The sequence below is a fragment of the Candidatus Sororendozoicomonas aggregata genome, from assembly GCF_031528575.1.
Classification (GTDB): domain Bacteria; phylum Pseudomonadota; class Gammaproteobacteria; order Pseudomonadales; family Endozoicomonadaceae; genus Endonucleibacter; species Endonucleibacter aggregata.
In genome coordinates this window covers 1-2485 of the sequence record NZ_JAVLSP010000180.1, presented here as the reverse complement: position 1 = coordinate 2485, position 2485 = coordinate 1, and the positions used below count along the sequence as shown (strand labels likewise).

Below are 2485 nucleotides of genomic sequence, written 5' to 3'. Positions count from 1 at the left end.
GTGACGTCACCCGTCGTTTCTGCCACTGATCTGTGGGTGACAGAGTGGACCGGGCCAATACCTTCAAGTTGCTGTGTACTAGTGATCAATTCAGGCTTGCGGTAGTCAGGGTGTTTTTCGCTCATGTGTTTCTCGTAGGTCCTCTCAAACCTGAAAAACTTTGAATCACAGACAGGGCAATCAAAACGTCCACTCCCTCTGAGATGTGCATCCAGGTGTTGCCCGAGATTACCTTTAGTTCTAAAACTTTTACCACAGGTAGGACAGACAAAGGGCTTTTCATTGGTATGGCTCTGCCGGTGTGAATTTCGGTTACTGCTTGTCGTAAAGCGCTTACCACAGATATCACATGAAAAGGGCTTTTCCCCGGTATGGGTTCGCATATGTTTAGTGAGGGTAGACGATTGGGCAAAACGTTGTTGACAGACATCACACTTGAAGGGTTTTACTCCGGTATGAGTTCGTTTATGCTCTTCTAATCTTATTGGTGCAAAAAAAACCTTATCACATTGATCACAGGGATAAACTGGCATACATACTCCGTGTTTTGTTAAACAAGGTCAGCCTCAGTAAAGTGTAGTTTATGAGACCCTTTGCCCGCCGCTTTTTTGAGTTTGTGGCAGGGGGGCCGGGGAGTGCCGCTGTATTTCCGTACTTCTAGAGGGTGTCGCGAAACGCTTAATTTTCTCCGTCTTCATCCCGTACAGGGATTGTAAGGGATCTATGCCACAAGGACGTGAATCACTAAACCCGCATGACGCGTGCGGTTAGAGTGCCTGCCATACTTCTCCAGAGATTTGGTGAATGTTGACAGAGACTGGGAAAAACTCGGTCTTTATGCACGGCAGCTGACAATTACTGATGAAACCATTAACACGCGGACTTGTTATTCCAATGACTATTTACCTGAGCATCCCCATGCGACGTTTCCGCCATTAGACGGCGCCTATATTTCTGAGTTAAAAGCCTCTTGATTCCAATATTTCACCATCATGCTCCTGGTCTCGCTGGCTCTGTGGTAGTTTTGTCTGGTCGATCGTACGCACCAGTACGATGCTCCCTGGAAAAATTCCATAGAAGCCCGCGCGCAGGGAAGACTAATCAAAACGTGAGGGGTTCTGTTCGCCATGAAGCAAGGGCTTCCAAGTCTTCCCCCATTAATTCGTTGTAATCCGTGGATACACTTCCGGGGTCGGCAGTGTTTAATGGTTGAACCACTGCACAAGAAAATCCCGAGCTTTGTGAAACGGTTGCTATTGTTGCCGTGGCTGTTTCTGTTCGGGTAAGAACGGCGCTTCCAACACGGGACGCTACCTGTGACACATAAGTGACGTCACCCGTCGTTTCTGCCACTGATCTGTGGGTGACGGAGTGGACCGGGCCAATACCTTCAAGTTGCTGTGTACTAGTGACCAATTCAGGCTTGCGGTAGTCAGGGTGTTTTTCGCTCATGTGTTTCTCGTAGGTCCTCTCAAGCCTGAACCACTTTGAATCGCAGACAGGGCAATCAAAACGTCCACCCCCTCTGAGATGTGCTTTCTGGTGATACTCGAGATGAGCTTTAGTTCTAAAACTTTTATCACAGGTAGTACAGACAAAGGATTTTTCATTGGTATGGATCCGTCGGTGTGCATTTAGGTTACCGTTTTTGTTAAAGCCTCTACCACAGACATCACATGAAAAGGGCTTTTCCCCGGTATGGATTCGCAGGTGGGTAGTGAGATTACACATTAAGGAAAAACTTCGTTTACAGACATCACATGTGAAGGGCTTTTCTCCGGTATGAGCTCGTTTATGCTGTTTTAATTTTATTGGTGCAAAAAAAACCTTATCACATTGATCACAGGGATAAACTGGCATACATACTCCGTGTTTTGTTAAACAAGGTCAGCCTCAGTAAAGTGTAGTTTATGAGACCCTTTGCCCGCCGCTTTTTTGAGTTTGTGGCAGGGGGGAAATTCCGGGGAGTGCCGCTGTATTTCCGTACTTCTAGAGGGTGTCGCGAAACGCTTAATTTTCTCCGTCGTCATCCCGTACAGGGATTGCAAGAAATCTATGCTACAAGGACGTGAATCGCTAAACCCGCATGACGCGTGCGGTTAGAGTGCCTTCCATAGCGTGTGGTTCCTGTACATTCCCTGTACAGGATGACGGTGCGGGGTGTATTTCAGCGTTTCGCGACAGCCTCTCTGTGCGGAGATGTAGGCGAGGCTTGCAAAGCAAGCCATTTGTTGTACTCTCTATCTGTCAGGCGTTTCCAGAGATTACGCTTCCTGACAGGAAAAGTAAAATACCTCCGCTTTCTGCCCGTGTATCTCAACAATCCGAAAGGTAGAGCAGGTTGTCGAATAAGGCGTATACCACTACTGGTAAGGTATACGCTGCACTGGGAGCCTGTCGGACTTATGCTTTCGAGCATAAAATTCAGTAGGGCGAGTCAGAATTTTCGATCAATTTGTGCGAATAGTTGACCTATTTAAGCAAA

The 2485-nt window shown here is 47.2% G+C and carries 3 protein-coding genes and 1 pseudogene; 1 reads left to right on the top strand and 3 read right to left on the bottom strand.

The features are described 5' to 3' along the window. Positions 1–533: C2H2-type zinc finger protein (locus V4C51_RS17560; RefSeq protein WP_330927470.1), on the bottom strand; the 533-nt coding region annotated here is incomplete at its 3' end. 267 nt (positions 534–800) lie between these two features. Between V4C51_RS17560 and V4C51_RS17555 the strand changes: the two genes are divergently transcribed. Then, a complete protein-coding gene (locus V4C51_RS17555) occupies positions 801–974 on the top strand; it encodes a hypothetical protein (protein WP_330925793.1) in 174 nt (57 codons plus the stop codon). Between the two features lie 127 nt (positions 975–1101). Here the strand turns inward: V4C51_RS17555 and V4C51_RS17550 are convergent, their stop codons facing one another. Beyond that, positions 1102–1452: a hypothetical protein gene (locus V4C51_RS17550; protein WP_330927469.1), complete on the bottom strand. Its 351-nt coding sequence runs from the start codon at positions 1450–1452 to the stop codon at positions 1102–1104. Between the two features lie 168 nt (positions 1453–1620). Next, positions 1621–1860, bottom strand: a pseudogene (locus V4C51_RS18125) (C2H2-type zinc finger protein); the annotation flags it as partial. Positions 1861–2485: the final 625 nt, after the last annotated feature.